Below are 15592 nucleotides of genomic sequence, written 5' to 3'. Positions count from 1 at the left end.
GGATACCTCGGTTATTTCTTTCTAACTCCGAGGATGCTATCTACGAGGGATTTTTCAATATTTAATTTTTCACTAATTGCCTCGGAAGACCACTGATAGTTGTCGTGGAGGCTCTGGATGGTGGCTCTTTTTCTCTCGACAAGGGGATTTCCCGAAACTTTTCGGTCAGATTTTCCTGCCGGAACCGGACTTTGCATCGCTCCTTGGACAATGTCCAGGAATTCGGAGAGTTTTTCGAAGGTTTCGTCTGCCTCTCCGAGGAGAGATTCCAAATCGTCCTTGGTTTCGCGGGAAGATTCTTTCAGGTCTTCCAAACGTTTTTGGAGGGTGAGGATTTGGCGGTGGCGGTCAGATAGGTCACCTAGCAGCTCTTCGATTTTATCAAATTTACGTTCTACCGAATCAATTTGCGCTTCTCGTTCCACAAGGAAGGAGGTTCGGTTTTCGGCCTGGCGGATGGTTTCTGTCAGTTCCTTTTCGCGAGCTTCCACCACTTCGATTTCTCGGTCGAGGATGTCGAGACGGGCTTGGAGTTCCCGTGCATTGTGTTTTTGGCCTTCTAAGTTTTCCACCAAAGTGAAAACCGAATCTTGTGATTCTTGTAAGGAAGAAAGGAAGGTTTCAATTTTAGATTGTTCGGTTGTGAGTTTGGTCACTCGGGATTCAATTGAGCTTACTTCTGTTAGGCTTTGTTCGAAACCTTCCATAGTTTCGGAAACATGGACAAGATTGGATGCAAGGATTTGCACTTGTTTGTCGATGTCTTCTGATTGGAACTGTGCTTCTTTTAAGGTTTCTAATTCGTTTGCGATTTCTTTTCTAAGTTCTGAAAACTCGGAAATTGCTGATTGGTAAAGGTCAATATCTGGTCTGCCTTTTTCTAGGGCACGGAGGGCTTCCGAAATTTCTTCGACTGCGCGGTTTGACTCGTCTGCAATCTGTTTGGCGGAAGCAAATAAATCAGAATGTTCTTTCACCGTTTCTAGTTCACTGGATAGAGTTAAGATATCTTCTTTTAGTGTTTCCATTTCAGATTGGAAACTAGAAAGTGTTTCTTCTTTGGTATCGTTTAGATCATCCAAACCATTTTTGATTTCGTGTTTTAAATCTTGGAAACGATCCAAACTATCTTTTAAGAAGTCCTGGCTTTCTTTTGCAATTTCTTTGAAAGACTTTTCGTAGTCTCTTTGGTAAGTTTCAATTTGTTTTTTGGATTCGTCTTTGGAACGTTTGATACTTTCGTCTAAGTTACGTTTGACGGTATTGAGGTGGCTCGATATTTTTTCTTCGAGTTGGCCTAGTTGGATATTTCCTTTATCAAGAAGTTTTGTCAATTGGTGAGAGATTTTAGAATCAATGGTTTCATTGAGTCTGTCCATTTTCTCTTCTTGTAAGTTAAAAAAGGATTCTCCTGATTCTTCTAGATGTTTAAGAATTCGTTCCACTTCGCTACGAGCAAGTTTCCCTTCTTCTTCTAATCGAGAAATACTTTCTTTGGTTTTGGATTCTGCCGCCATTTCCAAATTGGATTTTGCTTTTTGGAATTGGTTTTGGAATTCACCAAGAAGGTCAGCACCTTCTACATGGATTTCTTTTAGGCGGTCTTGGAGTCTTTCAATACTATAATTTTGGTCATCGCGAATTTTACCAAGTTCGTCTTCCCATTTGCTGACAAATTGTTCCAAGTTCGCATTGGCGATGCGAATTTTTTCTGTGACAATTTCTTCGGATTCTTTGGCTTTTTCTTCTGCCGTTTCAAGGATTTCATGTGCAGATTCACGAAGTGCTGATTTTAACTCTTCTACATATTCATCCACATCTTTGGTTTGTGCAGTGATGGTTTCGTTTAGTTCTTTGACTTGTGATTGAACTGTTTCAAGATCCGATTCCATCTCACTCTTTTGAAGTTTGAAATCAGAGTTCATTCTTTCTTCGAGTTCTTTTCGTAATTCAAAAAGAGAAGTTTTGATTACAGTTTCTTGGTTTGTACGTACAGAATCCAACTCACGATCAAAATCTTTGAGTTCTTGGAGTGCACTTTTTTTGAGAGAACTTGCTTCTTCTTTTAGATCTTCCGAGATGCGGTGGAATTCTTCGGAGAAGGCTTCGATTTCCCGAATGAGTTCTTGTTTGCGAATGTCCGCTTGGCGAAGGAGTTTGTTCTCCGCTTCCAAATATTTTTCTTGGAACTGAATGATGGTTTGGTTGATTCCATCTGCTTGCCTTCTGGTTTCATTGATGATGTCATCTCGTTTCGAAAGTGTTTCGAGGGACAAGTCTTCAATTTCACGTTTGATGGCATCTGTCTCTTGGTTAAGACCTTTCATAAAAGAATCTTTGGTATGAGTGACTTGGTCAAAGATAGAATCAAAACGTTCTTGGATTTTTTTCTCGAGTAGGTTTACTTTCTCTTCCAACTTACCAGAAGCTCGTTGGTATTTTTCTTCTAACCTTTCATCAAACTTATCTACTTTATCAGAAAGTAGGGAAGAGGTATCTTCGAATTTTGTGAGGCGAACATCTAAGTCACCTTGTGCATATTTCATGGACTCGAGGAGTAGGTCCATTTCTTTGCGAGCATGGTCCAGGCGTCCGGCAGTTTCTCCCACCATTACATCTGCATGGGACAAAAGTTTTTCACGAGCCGTTTCTGCAATTTTAGAAAGGGAGTTGTCTAAAAAATCTGATTTGGTTTCGAGAAGGCTTTCTAACTCCACCATCTTTTGTGCAACAGATTGTAGAATTTCATCACTACGGAAATTGAGTTTGTTTTGGAAAGTATCCAACATGGAGATGGATTCGTTATGAAGGGCTTCCATATCTTCAGATACTTCACGTAACTCTCGTTTGTGGGTATTGATCTGGGAGAGTCCCTCTTCCATATATTGTTTTTCGCGACGGACTTGGGAACTTAAGTCTTGGATTTGTTCCATCTCTCCCGACAAAGAAGAGAGGTAATCTTTGCTTGCGCGGATTTTTTCGAATAGGTCGCGAGATTCTGAACTTAAAGATTGGATGTCTTCTGCAACTTTGCGAGATTGTTTGACAAGGATGTCCAGATCAATTCCGGCATCTTTCACTAATTGGATTTTTTGAAGGGCAACACCATCAATTTCATCGGTCAATTTGGATGCATAACGTTTGAGTTGGGAGAGTTTGGTGTTCGATTTGTCCAAACGACGAAGCCCAATGGTCACAGCGACACTCGCCAAAAAAGGTAATAAAAAGACTTCTAATCCCATTTTCTCAAAGATCCAATAATAGTATTATGTCGCATGAAGATGGTTGAAGAAAACCAGGCTCGGATTTTTTCCGCAAGCCTTTTTTAATTCAGTGAGAATTCACGGATTTGGAGCCAAAATCGGGTAAAAATCTTCGCTTCTTCTGCCTCGAGAGCCGCCAATCGTTCCTTCGCACTTGGGTCGAGTCGGAACATTTCGGCACTCATATCGGAGAGGTGTCCTTCCTCCTCCAAAATCAGATTGGTTAGGCGGATGGGAGAGCCTGTGCGGTCCAAAATATCGTCGTACGCTGCATAGACGACCATGGCCCGTTTTTCAATGACGGTGGTGGTGTACAAATAAGCAAGGTAGGTGAATTGTTTTTCATCCGTAAAAACTTTGCGAAGGCTACGGCGCACCAGTGTGTCCAGTTTTGCGAAATAAATTCTTGCCGCGGTTCCCCGAACGAGTGCGGAGTTTTGGTATCCCAATTGAAAACTAGGCTTTATGGTGCGGGCTGCTTTTTTGAAAAAGAGGGCATGCCTTGCTTCTTCGGTGGCATGTTTTAAAATCATCTCAGAGGTTTCTTCGCTGGATTGGGTGAGGAGGATTTTTCTGGAACCAAGATGTTCTAATAGAGAGAGTGTGTTTAGCCAAAGTGCGTGGTTGGTTTCATTGGCAACGATATCAGAAAGAACTTTAGGAATAGAATCATTCGAGAGGACAGTAACAGAACCCATAAATCCAAAATCTGGGAATTCCTTCTTTGGGCTAGCCTTTCTTTAATGGGATGCCCAGTTGGGCGATAGTTTCTCCATCCTCATGATAGATCCGAAATTGGTCCGTAGGCAGGCCTTCCCCTTTGAGAAGGATGACACAAAGGGCAATCCCAATCCCTTCCCCTTCCGAGTTATCTCCACGTTCGATATAGTATTCCATGATATCGTTATAGTTTTGTGCATGTAGTAGCGAGTTACGAATTTTTTGCATTTCCCCTCGCACAAGAGTGGTATTGTTTCTTACGTCAAACTTGATATGGGAATCGTCATGTTCGATTTTGAGATGAACATATAAATTTTTTTCTCGTGCAAGTGGTTCGAAGGTATTCCCTCTTCCCGAAAGGATGAGGCTTTTATACATTCGTACACCTAACTCATAGTCAGCGGGAGAGTTGATGTCCAGTTGGTTTTCTTGGAAAAAAAGTCTTTTGAAATTGGCTTTAAAACCATTTAGAATTAAGTCTTTGACGATGGTAAATAAAATGGCAGATAAATCGGGGATCTCATATTTTTCCGTGAGCGCATCCAGAACTTTTACTAAGTTTTCATCTAGAACCTTGGAGGCACCGAAGGCATTCCATTCGATGGGTGCGCCACTTTCGATTAGGTTGTTTACTTGTTCTGGACTAAATGTTTCCATTAAAAAATATATTGGCTCGGAAAGAGAGGGTTTGATTTTGATTTTTCTTCCACAAGCATTGTTTGTAACTCATTTCTTAGACGTTCTGTAATGGAATCTAGCGTTTTCTTTTTGTCTTCTTTATAAGAACTTAAGTATTCGTTGATCGTGAATGGTGTACCAAACCTAACTACCGCTCTGTGAGGGCGAGGTTTAAACTCTCCAAAAAGTTCATTTTCATAACGGTATAAAAATTCGTACAATCGTTCCGCACTTGGCAATTCTTTGATGTATGCGGTTTGGATGGTGATGAAGTCGTAAGCTTTTGTGGCTGCTTTTTTGGCCCAAGTTGCCATTTCTAAACTGGGAAGTTCTCCTTGAGGATCCGGCATTCCAACAGAAACCATTTCGAGAACACTAAGAATCCTTCTTAGTTTTTCAATTGCATTGGCATCGTTGTCCCATTTTGGGATCTTAGCCTTTCTTGCAATATTGTCAAGCATGGCATGGCGCATCCGTCCCAATCGATAGTCAAAATCATCGGCCCTGTTCTCTTCCACAGGAACTCCATATTCTTTTTCTTCTCTTTCGATCATTCGTTTCCCGACAGATAAAAAACGATGAACAATATCTTTCCCTGTTTTTGTAATCCCTAACTTCTGTTCCATTTTGGAAATGGTTTGATCGATGTCTTTTTGCATAGAATCAATGGATCCGGTCATTCTGTACTTAACAAACGTTGGTAAAATCCAAATCTTTGCTTCCGGATCTTTTTTGATTGCATCTTCCAGACCCCAAAACCCGAGTTGTGCCACACCTGATTGAAAAGGGAGTAGGGTATCATTCATCCCACTTGTCGGTTCTCCTTCCGGAAAAAGAGCGAGTTTGCCACCACGGGTAGCAAGAATTTCTCTTGAGGCTTTGAGGGATTCGCGGTCTGGCGCGCCAGCTAACACGGAGTATGCACCTATAGATTGGATAAAGTCTCCGACAAAACCATAGGCCCATTCAAAAACCTCTCTTGCCGCCATATAATGAAACCTAGAACCCATGATGTTTGCCGAATGGTAGGCAATTCCGGGTTCCTTAGTTGTGGGATGATTGGAAATATAAAGGAGTCGTTCTTTTTGAAAGGATTTTAAAGTCTTTTGGTCAGTTTCCGAAATCTCGATGGATTCAAGATTATGGAGCATTTTGTTGAGAACGGGTAGCGTCAGATCCGTAAACCATAAAGCTGGAAGATTGAACTTTGCAGGGATAAAGGATTTGATTGACATAGGACGAATGCTGACAGCTTAATCAAAGGAAGCAAGTACGAATTCACATGGCACTTATAGAAGAACTCAACCAACAAGGCAATTTTCTCTTCCGATGGCGCTCCTACATCCCAGGAGCCATTTTGTTTCTTTCCTTACTGTATCTACCGTATGTCCCTTATTTCCAAGGCAATTACGATTCCAATTTGTATTGGCTTTGTGGTGCATTCCTTGTTAGTTTTGCGGGATTGTTCGTTAGATGTTTTACGATCGGTTACACTCCGAAAAATACTTCCGGTAGAAACACAAAACAACAAGTTGCTGATGTGGTGAACCAATCAGGGATTTATTCCTTAGTACGACATCCGTTATATGTAGGGAATTTTCTGATGTATCTTGGTCCAGTATTCATCCTTCGGGATTTTGCTTTTGCATTGGTTTACATTATGTTCTTTTATTTATATTATGAACGTATTATATTCGCAGAAGAATATTTCCTTCGTGGCAAATTTGACCAAGGATATTTGAAATGGGCCGACAAAACTCCGGCTTTCATTCCTAGACTTTCTGGATACGTAAAACCTAATTTAAATTTTTCATTTCGTAATATTTGGAAACGTGAATACCCAAGTTTGTTTGGAATCATTGTAGTGTTTACGGTTTTTGATTTGATCCAAGTTTATTTCCAAGAACCGGCACTTCGTGCTGTAGACATTACTGGAATTTGGAAACCATTTCACACTTGGTTTTTGGGATTTGGTTTTGTATTTTATGTTGTCACTCGTTTGATTGTAAAGACCACCAAACTTCTCGAAGTCGAAGGTAGATAGTTTTTATGAGTCGGTTGTCCAATGGTTGGAAGGTTCCCGAAACTCTTTTAGATAAAAAAGAACTGATGGAATCTTACCAAAAAACTGTAGAAAGTATGGAGGCGGAAAATCCGCTTACCATCTTTCGGGAACATATGGACAACGGACTTTTATTTAAAGCTGGTTTGCAAGATGCGATGAACCAACTCACAACCTTCGCAAACCTTTATATGAGCATCATCGAACTAAAGGCAGAAATAGAGAAACAATCCAAGGACAATGTTGCTTGAATCATTGTTCGCCGGAGAAACTTTCTCTGGTAAATTTCCAAAACATTCTTTTCCTTTTTTAAATACCATCAAACAATACATAAACGAAGAATTCTCTGAAGGAGATCCTATCGTTGTTAGTTCTGCGATTCCTTATTTGGATTTGGTAGAACGAATGAAACAAATCCGAACGCGGGTTTATGAAAATTCAGCCTTAAAAGTTTCCCTTTTCCCGCTTTTTGAATCCTTCGGAATGGATCCTAATGATATTTATGTCGATTTATTTCGCCTTCGTTGTGTTCCGAGTGGATTTCATAACGCGGTCGGTTCTGAATCTGTTCTTTACATTCATAGAGATTCTTGGTACGCCAACCCGGAAAACCAAATCAATGTTTGGATCCCCATCACTCTTGTGAAACCTGGGGCGGGTTTTATTTTATACCCTTCATACTTTCAGAAAGCCATTCCCAATAATTCAAATTTGTTTGATTACCATCATTGGATGGAAACAGGTGGGTTTCAAACCACAACTCATTCCCGTTTGGCGGAGAAGGTGTTCCCTCGGCCAGATTTGATTCCAGAAGACCCCAACCGATTTTCTGTTTTTGGCGACTTTGGTGAATACTTTTTATTTTCTTCTCACCATTTACATGGAACCGAAGAGAACAACCAAGGGTTTTCCAGATTCAGTTTGGAGATTCGTTTGGTATTGGGTGAGGCGATCCGAAACCATTTAGGCCCCAAAAATACTGACAACTGTTCGACGGGATCTACTCTTTATGATATGAAAAATTTAATTACTGGTGAGATTCTCCCGAACGAAGTCATTCAAAGTTACGCAAACGCCTCTGCTCTAAAGTAAAGATTTCTGGGTTCATTGGTTCTCTTCTCAGTTGGTTTACGATTTCTATGGCTCTTTGTTCTCGCATAGAATAATCTCCTCGAATGAACAGAAAGTTTCGATTGGCCTCATTCATTGCTTGTAAAAAACGTGTTCGCATGGACTCTCTTTCTTCGCCTAAATCTCGTAGTTTGTTCCTTATCCAAGGGATATCGATGTCTAGGAATAAAGAAGTATCGTATTTTAAACCTAATGCTCGTTCTGTGAGCCAAGGTATTTCAGATCCATAATACCTTTCCAAATACACTTTGGTTGTGAGTAAGTCAGTATCTAAAAATAAAATTCCATTGGAAGATTTTGCCGCCTCTACTTCCGATAAAAGATGGCCTTTGGCAATGGGTAAAAAATCAGATTCATCCATCGGGCTTTCTTTTGATTCCAAATACTCTCGAGCAAATTCAGGAATCCAATTGGTTTGGAAATGTTTGGCCAAGGTCATAGCCAAACTTGTTTTGCCTACCGACTCACTCCCTGTAAGAACGATGCGTTTGACAAAATAAGGTCTGATGAGTTCGGGAATCCATTCCCAATGGGTTAATGGTTCCTCCCTGATTTTTGTGGCAGAGATCGGAACTACACTTCGATGGATGTCTATGACTTTATGTTGACACCCAAGCACTTTCGAAAGTGGTTCACCATATTCTTCTGAGGTAAAAAGGAAATCAACTTTCCTTTTCGTATGACTTTCAATTGTCTTTCGCCAGAGATTCCAAAAATCAGGATCTTCTTCTGGGTATTGCGGATTTTCATCCTGGACCCATATGATACGGATTTTGGGGTCAGGAAATAAAGACAACATCCACTCGAAACGTAAATCTCCTGGTATCAGTTCTCTTTTTAAGGAACAGACAAGGACAGTCAGTTCATCACAATTTTTTTTTGCTTCGGTGATGAGATGGATATGTCCTTTGTGCGGAGGATAAAATTTTCCAAGAACAAGTCCGTGGGTCATTTTGTTTTTTCCGATGTATCTAAATAGGAATTGATAAAGGCGGTTTGTTTTTTCCCATCTAGCGGGAATTTGGTGTCGAAAAAAACTTGAGAACCTTCTCCTAGAAGGTTTTGTAGTTCCGATTGTAATTCCATTTGGAAAGGATTTCCTTTGGCAAAAGATTCGAAAGGTTTAACAGTTTCAGTTAACTCAGAAAATTCATCGGAGGCCGAGACACGACAAATGAATTTTTCTTTTGCATATTGTTCCATTTGAAACTGATAAATATGAGGATTCCGACGGAGAATTCTTGCCACGTCAACAGGATTTACAGTTTCTCCATTCGGTTTTGAGAAATACACTGGTTTTCTACCAGATAACAATCGCAGGCGAGGGAAAAAATCACCGCAACTACAATCACCATAGTGTAACTCTCCTCTGTCTCCTGTTTTGTAACGAAGTAAAGGTAAGTAAGGATTTCTCCCACCGGTCACAACAATCTCGCCAATATTTCCAGAAGGTAAGACCTCTCCCGATTCACTGGAAACAATTTCTATATATAAGTCGTGAGGAAGGATATGCATCCAGTCGGGATTTGATTTACAAGCATAAGCAATAGGGCCAGTTTCATTTAAAGAATAAGAATTGATCACAGGGCAGTGGAAGTGTTCATTTAGTTTTTTTCGTAAACTCGTTGTTAATTCCAGGGCTGTAGAATGAATTGCCCCTGGCTTATAATCCAATCCCATTTTCATGGCAGTTTCCAAAGAGTATGGATCTCCCGTTAGAATTTGTGGAGAGGATTCTTTTATAAATTTTTCTATATCATCTTGGTTTTTCCAGGAGTTGGGGTGAAGATTGATTTTTGCAAACTTGGCACCTCCCGCCAAACTATGAGTTGTGGCATAAACAATGGTATTTTCTTGGTAACAGAGTTGGATGGCAAAAGTAGACTTTGGATTGTGATTCGGTACCACTCCGTATTTTTCTACTGTCCATTCGATAAGAGGCACATAACAACCAATCGCTCTTGGGTGGTTTGGAGCAAGGATTGGCCTGCCCGTAGTTCCTGATGTAGGATTGATGACCATTCGTTCCAAATCCATCCCAACTGGAATGATTTCTGTAATTTTTGATTGGAGGTCTTCTCTTGTGGTGAAAGGAATGGATTCAAAATTTTCTGCAAATTCTATCCCTTTCAATTGGTCTTGGAAAAAAGTAGATAGATATAAATTCTTTCGAATAAAATCTAAAGCAACTTTTTGATCCATATAGGTCTGATTTTTTTTGGAATCATACAATACGGTTTTGAAATTTTGTACAAAATCAAAATCATCTTTTTGGATTCGGTCACCTATTTTTGCATTCCAAAGTGGGGCATAAGGTGATTCTAAAAACCGATTCAATTCCCTCTCCCAACTTTCTGTCATGAGTGGAGAGTTTTGATTTTTGTTTAAATCACTCACGATTGTATTTGGAGGCCGCTTCTTCCTCTTCTTTTTGTTTCATTTGGCGAAGGATTTCTTTGGCCCGTTCCTGGGCTATCTTAGTTTGTTCTAAGATTCGGATTCTTTCTCTAGAATCAATGGAACGAAATCGATCTTCAAAATACGTTTTCGTTTCGTTAGCGGGTAATAAATCCAATGTTTGGAACAAACTTCGAACTAGTTCTTCAGCTCTTTCTGCATCTTTCATCCATTCTGTATAAGGATTCACTAGGGCACAAAGTGCAGGAATTGTTTCCAAAAGATAGGTTCTTAATTTTTTTAAATCAATTTCAGGAATTTTTGAATCTGGATCAAACAATACATAGGCGAGAATGGCGTGAGTTGCTTTTATATTTGTGTTTATGTTTGGGAGGGAGTCGATTGGTTTTTCGAAAATGGGTGAGAGGTTTTCTTTTCTTTTGTTTAACAAAGCATCAAACCACAATGCATCTAGAGACAAAGTTTGTAAGTCCACAGATAAAGTAGGGAAATTAAGAATTTGTTTAACGTAGTATCTGATTTCTAACATAATTTCTTTGCACAAATTCTTTACTGAACTGGATTAAATCTTCCCAATTGGATATGGGGTAAAGTTCCCAACCGGATTTTCGCATTTCATTTACGATTGAGTTCCCTTTTGGATTGTAGAGTTGCAAAACCATAGAACCACCACCTTCTGCTTTTTCTAAGGCATTTTTTGCGATGAACCTTGGATCTCTTGGAAATTTTTGCGTGAACATAGTGTCAATTCCATCATCAGAAATGATGAGGATATGCCGCTTTCGTTTTGGTTTTTCTTTGTAACCTTCCTCTAAGAGATCTAAAGGAAAACAAGTTCCACCTCCAAAGTATCCTGTAAGGACTTTTAAAATTTCTTTTTCGTTACGAATGAATCCATTGGTAGTTTCATATTCTTTTTCCCCGGACCATAAGGTCACACGAACTGAACTTCCCGTTCTTAATGCCGACAAAGATATAATAGCGCCAGCAAGTGTTAGATAAGACAAACTCGTTTGGGGATTCGGCATAGATCCAGAACAATCAACAAACAGATCTAAGTCGATTGGATTTGTTCTCACTTCCATGGATTCAACTTCCCCATATAAATCTTCGACGGTGGTATAACCTGGGACTACGATGGGACTTCGGATAGTAGATTCAATCCAATTGATTTGTTCTATGGGAGAACCTGGATCCCAAAGTTCATTTCCTTCTAAAATTTCTTCTTTGGCACCTGGGGTTCTTAACTCAGGGAAGGGAACTAGGTGAGGTAGAGCTTTGTCTTTATAAAATCTGTACACAATGTCCGAAATGTCTGCTTCAATCCCCATGGCTTTACAGATCGAGGAAAAGTCTGCGGGGTCTAATTCCCTTTTTGTGAGTGAGCCAATTTCCGATGAAAAAATTTCTGATTCTACTTCTATGTCGGTGATTCCGGAAGGAGGGGGCATTCCTTTCCCCGCATCTAAAGTATCTAAGATCGTAGAAACATTTTGTATGTTAGAACTACTGATTCCATTTTCATCAAAAAAATAAGGAAAACAAATACTTGCAAAATCAAACATTCCTTTTTGCCAATCATTGGGAAAGTTTCGAATCATTCGACAAACAAGGCTTGCGTCGGATTGGATCAAATCATCTACCTTACCATCGGTTAATGTTTCGGAAGGTAGAGCCCATAACAATTCATAGGTTCTCATATAAAAATTCCAAAACCGATCCTTGTTTTTTCCAATCCTTTGGTAAACTTCTTCCATTCGCAAATGGTTGTAACGTTTTAAGTGGTCATTGATGTAAAGATCTTCGTAGACATTGACGATTGTTGATGTTAGGTGTCCGAGTCTTGGGAGTGCGAGTCCTGCTAAGTAAATGAGTTTGGCTTGGTCTGTTAAGTCCCCAGGACAATACACGTGATGTCCAATTTCATGACCCATGATTTCTAGAGGATAGTCTTCCAATTTGTATTTTTGGATTTGTTCGACGGAGAGAAGGACTCTATGGTCTAACAAATGAATGGCGGCAAAAGATCCTGTGAGGCCCTCCACTTTTTCTTCTGATGCAGAAAATAAAAATTTAGCTGGCGTTAATTTGACGTAGTCACTCCAAAGTTTGAGTGCCTCATCCCAACGTTCCTCCCATTTTTTAACAAAATCCATTTACGTAGATCCCAAATAAAACAGATAGAGATTGTAGGAATTCTGTAATGTACAAAGCACAAAGGCTTCGGATTCAATGACAGTTGCGATCTGTTTTAGATCTAGTTTTTTACCTACAATGAGTTTCCAAAACGAAGATTGGATGGCTGCGGTTGTTTGTTTCTCTGGAACCGATATTTTTTCTTTAGAAATTAAGTTGGTTCCAAACTGATCCAAGTACAAAGAAAATTGAGAGAGCCCCGAAGTCACAACCCAAGGATCCGATTCTCCTTTCTGTTGAGAACCAAACAAAGGGATTTCTCGGAATTGGCCACCAAACAAAGTGTATCCGGGAATGACTCGGAAATGGATGGGATCGGTTTCTTTCGGAGGGCCTTTTCTTTTTGGGAAAGGATAGGATAATGTTTCTTCTCCGATTCCTACTATTGATTGGATTTTTTCTTTTAAGGGTAAAGGTAAAATTTCAAATTTTGTTTTGGCCTCTTCTCGGTATTCTGGTTTTCCGCTGGCCCAAGCAAAAATTGTTAAAAGGATTTTCCATTCCTCCACGGTAGATGTAGATTTAGAAAAGGACTGGATTCTTTTAAGAAAAAGTTCTTTTTTTGGTTCTTCCACTTTCACAAGGACATTGGCCAAATAGGAGATACACTCTGTTAGGTTCTCTTCCGAGACAAAATCAAATAAATGCAAAGTTTCCAAAAAAAGATTTGTGATCTCTGGATTTTGTTTGAAAAAATTTTTGGAAACAAGTGTCACCAAAGTTTGGAATAGGGAAAGGAGAGTCTCCTCGGCAATTTCCTTTTCTTTTGAAAGAGACAAGGTTTCAAAGAAAGGAACTAAGTTTTCCGAAAGTAAATCTTCTGAAAAATTCGGGTTTGTTTTTTCTTCTGTTAGAACAAGTTGATTACAAACTTCTCGATTTTTTAAGAGAACATTTTTCCAAACGGATGGTTTCATACATTTGATTCCGCCCATTTGAGGTAATTCGTATACCTTTGGTGTAAATATTTTAATTTTAATAGATCATCAAACATATGCCCATACAACTTTCGTTGTTTTGCCATGGATTCTATTTCTTTTTCTATTTCTAATAATCTTTGTTTGGTGTCCTTTGCGGAAAGTCCTTCCAAACCTTCTTCGAACCTTTCCGAAAGGTTGGTGATCACATCATTTTTATCCAGTCCCAGCCTGTCATATTCACTTAAGGACAAACTAAAAAGTTTTCGAATCCAACTGACTCGGTCGCTGCGGTAGACTTTGTTTTCTGCATCTTCAAAAAAAGGAGAGTCTGAATTTTGAACCAATTTGTCATGAAGAACAAATGGTAAAACATGGCTAAGATCATCTAGGCTGACTTCGTTTAGGCCACGAAAATAAGCGAGGGCTTTTGCATAATTGATACAAGTGAAAATGGCACGGACACTCAGGCCATTTTTGGTTTGCGAACCTAAATCTTTTGTTTTGTCTTTCCCTGTTTCTGCAGAACTGAGAACGGAATAGTCAACTGTACTCAGTTTGGCGGTGTCTTTGGTTTTGTATTCTAATTGTTCTCCCGCATATTCCATAAACTCAAATTGGGAGGTAAAAAATTCCATCCGACGACGAAGTTTTGGCGGAAAAACAACATTCCGAATTTCTTCGTTTATGGTTTTGATTTCTTCTTCTGAAAAAACAATTTCTTTAGGAACAAGTGTTTCTGGTTTGTATCCTTCTTCCACTCTTTGGATTAGATCTTTGATGAAACGTGTATTAAAGTGAGGAGCCTTTACTACAATATCGATCCGGTCGCGAAGAGCCTCGATGACTTGGTAAGTTCCGCCACCAGCATCGTCATTCGCCGTTAGGTACCAAGCCGCATCGGGGCATTCATAAATTTGGTCATAAATTTCAGCATAGTTATCTCCCATAATGGTGAGAAGGGCCGATTGAGTTCTTGTGGGGATCCGATTGTATTCATCGATGATCTTCACTTGCATTCCGAGCCATTTCCTCCAAGCGATTTTGATTTCATCCATGGACTTGGCTTGCATCATATCGCTGGGAAGAGGATTGCCTAATAAATCGGTGATTGTCATTTGAGGTTGGCCATGTTGGATGGCTCGTTTGATTTCTTTGATGGGATAACCTGCGATCACACCCATAAGAATGGCAGATGCCGTTTTGCCTCTGCCTGGTCCACCAACTAACAAACATTTACCTCTCACTATGAGGGTGAGAAGGGGAAGTAAAACAAAACTTGAATAACTTTGTGCTGTGGGAAGTGTAACTGTGGATTTAGAATCTCCCAAGGTAAACTTTAAGGGAGGACTGTCATTGTATTCAATATCATAAAATGGATTGATGATGGCAAAGTTGGTAATCCAAAAATAGGCTTTTCGTAGTTTTTCATCCAAATTAGCAGAATTGTTTTTTTCAAAAGCAATCGGAAGAGGTCCCTCTTCTAATAAAGAACCAATATCAAATTTTCGATCCTTCCCTTTCGTATTGCCTGGGATGGTCGGCGATTCTGAAATTTTGTTTGGAGGTTTTGTCATGGAGTTTCTTCGAGTTTTACTTCAGAAAGACAACCTTCACTTGCGAATAGTTTGAATTCCGGTGTGAGAATGTGGATATTTTGGGGGTAATTTGTTTCCTTTTGAAATTTTGGAAGTTTCGATAAAGGAATAGAAACCATTGATTTGTTTTTTTCTTCAAAGCGATAAATGAATGTTAACTCATCTTTAGGCATCCTGAGTTCTTTATCTACGTTGATACTTTCGCGTAATAAAAATCGTATTTGGAAGGTTGGTAAGGTTTCGCCCGGACAAGCAAAAACATTCAAACTTTTGAATTCTCTTGGAAAAAACAGATTCCCATTCCAAAAATGTGACAATTTCATTTCTAAGAAAAAATCAAAATCTTCTTTCCCGTTTTGTTTCTTTCTCCAAACCGTATTTGTATCTTTGTCTAAAAGAAGATGAATGCCTCCTGAGCCGGTATTGTCTTCAATGCGGAATGGTGGATTTTCTTTGTATTGATTTATACTTTTTTTTGTTCCGGAAAAAAGATAATAATTCCCGAAGAGAACTAGAAAAATGGCAACAGTGATTGGTAGAACAATAGCAGGTCTCATATGAAAGAAAAAAATACGCACTGTAAAAAAATGGGCTACTTCTTTTTTTGTG

14 protein-coding genes are annotated in these 15592 nt (G+C 39.4%); 3 read left to right on the top strand and 11 right to left on the bottom strand.

Going from position 1 to position 15592, the window contains the following annotated elements:
- Positions 1-11: 11 nt before the first annotated feature.
- From EHQ70_RS08240 to EHQ70_RS08225, 4 genes are all read right to left on the bottom strand, one after another.
- Complete coding sequence (locus tag EHQ70_RS08240; RefSeq protein ID WP_135585309.1) at positions 12-3242, bottom strand: SpiroCoCo family coiled-coil protein; 3231 nt, start codon at positions 3240-3242, stop codon at positions 12-14.
- An 83-nt stretch (positions 3243-3325) separates the two neighbouring features.
- Positions 3326-3961, bottom strand: a complete 636-nt coding sequence (locus EHQ70_RS08235; RefSeq protein WP_135585307.1) for a rubrerythrin — start codon at positions 3959-3961, stop codon at positions 3326-3328.
- A 31-nt stretch (positions 3962-3992) separates the two neighbouring features.
- Positions 3993-4640: a hypothetical protein gene (locus EHQ70_RS08230; RefSeq protein ID WP_135585305.1), complete on the bottom strand. Its 648-nt coding sequence runs from the start codon at positions 4638-4640 to the stop codon at positions 3993-3995.
- Positions 4640-5812, bottom strand: a complete 1173-nt coding sequence (locus tag EHQ70_RS08225) for a 1-acyl-sn-glycerol-3-phosphate acyltransferase (protein WP_244288267.1) — start codon at positions 5810-5812, stop codon at positions 4640-4642. The genes EHQ70_RS08230 and EHQ70_RS08225 overlap by 1 nt, the downstream gene beginning before the upstream one ends.
- 131 nt (positions 5813-5943) lie before the next feature.
- On the opposite strand from EHQ70_RS08225, the gene lmtA reads away from it, so the two are divergent.
- From lmtA to EHQ70_RS08210, 3 genes are read left to right on the top strand one after another with little or no spacing between them, the layout of a single operon-like run.
- The gene (gene lmtA, locus EHQ70_RS08220) at positions 5944-6705 is read left to right on the top strand and encodes a lipid A Kdo2 1-phosphate O-methyltransferase (RefSeq protein WP_135585301.1); all 762 of its coding nucleotides are present in this window, start codon (positions 5944-5946) and stop codon (positions 6703-6705) included.
- Positions 6706-6710: 5 nt separating this feature from the next.
- On the top strand, positions 6711-6974 hold the full coding sequence (locus EHQ70_RS08215; RefSeq protein ID WP_135585299.1) for a hypothetical protein: 264 nt from the start codon (positions 6711-6713) through the stop codon (positions 6972-6974).
- Positions 6964-7815, top strand: a complete 852-nt coding sequence (locus tag EHQ70_RS08210; RefSeq protein ID WP_135585297.1) for a hypothetical protein — start codon at positions 6964-6966, stop codon at positions 7813-7815. Before EHQ70_RS08215 ends, EHQ70_RS08210 begins: the two co-directional genes overlap by 11 nt.
- Here the strand turns inward: EHQ70_RS08210 and EHQ70_RS08205 are convergent.
- The 7 genes from EHQ70_RS08205 to EHQ70_RS08175 are packed head-to-tail and all read right to left on the bottom strand — an operon-like array spanning position 7778 to position 15540.
- Positions 7778-8806 (bottom strand): AAA family ATPase, encoded by a 1029-nt coding sequence (locus tag EHQ70_RS08205; RefSeq protein ID WP_135585295.1) that lies wholly within the window; start codon positions 8804-8806, stop codon positions 7778-7780. The two genes, EHQ70_RS08210 and EHQ70_RS08205, sit on opposite strands and share 38 nt — an antisense overlap.
- Entirely contained in the window at positions 8803-10251 is a 1449-nt protein-coding gene (locus tag EHQ70_RS08200; protein ID WP_244288266.1) for a phenylacetate--CoA ligase family protein, read from the bottom strand. The genes EHQ70_RS08205 and EHQ70_RS08200 overlap by 4 nt, the downstream gene beginning before the upstream one ends.
- Positions 10244-10801 carry a hypothetical protein gene (locus EHQ70_RS08195; protein ID WP_135585293.1) on the bottom strand — a complete coding sequence of 186 codons (558 nt, stop codon included), beginning with the start codon at positions 10799-10801 and terminating at the stop codon, positions 10244-10246. The genes EHQ70_RS08200 and EHQ70_RS08195 overlap by 8 nt, the downstream gene beginning before the upstream one ends.
- A complete protein-coding gene (locus EHQ70_RS08190; RefSeq protein WP_135585292.1) occupies positions 10776-12428 on the bottom strand; it encodes a vWA domain-containing protein in 1653 nt (550 codons plus the stop codon). The genes EHQ70_RS08195 and EHQ70_RS08190 overlap by 26 nt, the downstream gene beginning before the upstream one ends.
- Positions 12429-13385: a hypothetical protein gene (locus tag EHQ70_RS08185; protein ID WP_135585290.1), complete on the bottom strand. Its 957-nt coding sequence runs from the start codon at positions 13383-13385 to the stop codon at positions 12429-12431. It lies immediately after the preceding gene.
- Positions 13382-14962 carry an AAA family ATPase gene (locus tag EHQ70_RS08180; protein WP_135585288.1) on the bottom strand — a complete coding sequence of 527 codons (1581 nt, stop codon included), beginning with the start codon at positions 14960-14962 and terminating at the stop codon, positions 13382-13384. The genes EHQ70_RS08185 and EHQ70_RS08180 overlap by 4 nt, the downstream gene beginning before the upstream one ends.
- Complete coding sequence (locus EHQ70_RS08175) at positions 14959-15540, bottom strand: hypothetical protein (protein WP_135585286.1); 582 nt, start codon at positions 15538-15540, stop codon at positions 14959-14961. The genes EHQ70_RS08180 and EHQ70_RS08175 overlap by 4 nt, the downstream gene beginning before the upstream one ends.
- Between the last annotated feature and the right edge of the window lie 52 nt (positions 15541-15592).

Origin of the sequence: Leptospira congkakensis (assembly GCF_004770265.1) — a bacterium.
Classification (GTDB): Bacteria; Spirochaetota; Leptospiria; order Leptospirales; family Leptospiraceae; genus Leptospira_A; species Leptospira_A congkakensis.
This window is presented reverse-complemented; position numbering and strand designations above follow the sequence as displayed.

Excerpts from the sequence above, each read along its gene's own strand:
- EHQ70_RS08180 (WP_135585288.1), bottom strand. The coding sequence starts at position 14,962 with ATGACAAAACCTCCAAACAAAATTTCAGAATCGCCGACCATCCCAGGC.
- EHQ70_RS08190 (WP_135585292.1), bottom strand. The coding sequence starts at position 12,428 with ATGGATTTTGTTAAAAAATGGGAGGAACGTTGGGATGAGGCACTCAAA.
- EHQ70_RS08215 (WP_135585299.1), top strand. The coding sequence starts at position 6,711 with ATGAGTCGGTTGTCCAATGGTTGGAAGGTTCCCGAAACTCTTTTAGAT.
- EHQ70_RS08185 (WP_135585290.1), bottom strand. The coding sequence starts at position 13,385 with ATGAAACCATCCGTTTGGAAAAATGTTCTCTTAAAAAATCGAGAAGTT.
- EHQ70_RS08175 (WP_135585286.1), bottom strand. The coding sequence starts at position 15,540 with ATGAGACCTGCTATTGTTCTACCAATCACTGTTGCCATTTTTCTAGTT.
- EHQ70_RS08205 (WP_135585295.1), bottom strand. The coding sequence starts at position 8,806 with ATGACCCACGGACTTGTTCTTGGAAAATTTTATCCTCCGCACAAAGGA.
- EHQ70_RS08195 (WP_135585293.1), bottom strand. The coding sequence starts at position 10,801 with ATGTTAGAAATCAGATACTACGTTAAACAAATTCTTAATTTCCCTACT.
- EHQ70_RS08230 (WP_135585305.1), bottom strand. The coding sequence starts at position 4,640 with ATGGAAACATTTAGTCCAGAACAAGTAAACAACCTAATCGAAAGTGGC.
- lmtA (WP_135585301.1), top strand. The coding sequence starts at position 5,944 with ATGGCACTTATAGAAGAACTCAACCAACAAGGCAATTTTCTCTTCCGA.
- EHQ70_RS08235 (WP_135585307.1), bottom strand. The coding sequence starts at position 3,961 with ATGGGTTCTGTTACTGTCCTCTCGAATGATTCTATTCCTAAAGTTCTT.
- EHQ70_RS08240 (WP_135585309.1), bottom strand. The coding sequence starts at position 3,242 with ATGGGATTAGAAGTCTTTTTATTACCTTTTTTGGCGAGTGTCGCTGTG.
- EHQ70_RS08225 (WP_244288267.1), bottom strand. The coding sequence starts at position 5,812 with ATGCTCCATAATCTTGAATCCATCGAGATTTCGGAAACTGACCAAAAG.
- EHQ70_RS08210 (WP_135585297.1), top strand. The coding sequence starts at position 6,964 with ATGTTGCTTGAATCATTGTTCGCCGGAGAAACTTTCTCTGGTAAATTT.